The 512-nt window shown below is 51.0% G+C and carries 1 tRNA gene; it reads right to left on the bottom strand.

Annotated features, from left to right (window positions below):
- Positions 1 to 331 precede the first annotated feature (331 nt).
- Positions 332 to 418 (bottom strand) — tRNA-Leu (locus tag V7676_RS18805).
- Between the last annotated feature and the right edge of the window lie 94 nt (positions 419 to 512).

The following is a 512-nucleotide window of genomic DNA, read 5'->3' as shown; positions in this document are numbered from 1 at the left end:
TGTTGGGGCCAAGCTGTACCCGCTTGGGGAATTGACCGGCCTTTTCCAGTCGTGCGATGTGCTGTGGTGAGTATAAGACAAGCTCCTTCAGCTGACGCTTTGAAAGTATCCTCATCACGATTCTCCTATGAAAGAGAGCATCGCGATGCCCCGGTTACGACAATACCCCGAGGAGTAGACACGCTAGCAGGAAAAGCTGTTTGGCAAAATATCTTGTTCAACGCAGAACATAGCCAGCCAAAACATCGCAAAGTTCAGGGTGGCCCAAAAGGTGGTCCAAAATCTCTTTATATCATATTTTTGTTTATTTTCAATAACTTAAAAAAGTTACTGGTGCCCAGAAGAGGACTCGAACCTCCACATCCTTGCGAATACATGCACCTGAAGCATGCGCGTCTACCAATTCCGCCATCTGGGCACACTGTCGCTGGCCGGTCGTCGAAGCACGGCTGCGGGTAGGCGCGGGCCACTAGCGAAGCAGTGGCTTACCTGTCAACGCCTTTCACACCCGC

The organism is Parasphingorhabdus sp. (assembly GCF_036963805.1).
Lineage (GTDB): Bacteria > Pseudomonadota > Alphaproteobacteria > Sphingomonadales > Sphingomonadaceae > Parasphingorhabdus.
Note: the sequence above shows the minus strand (reverse complement) of the source record. Positions and strands in the feature narration are given on the sequence as shown.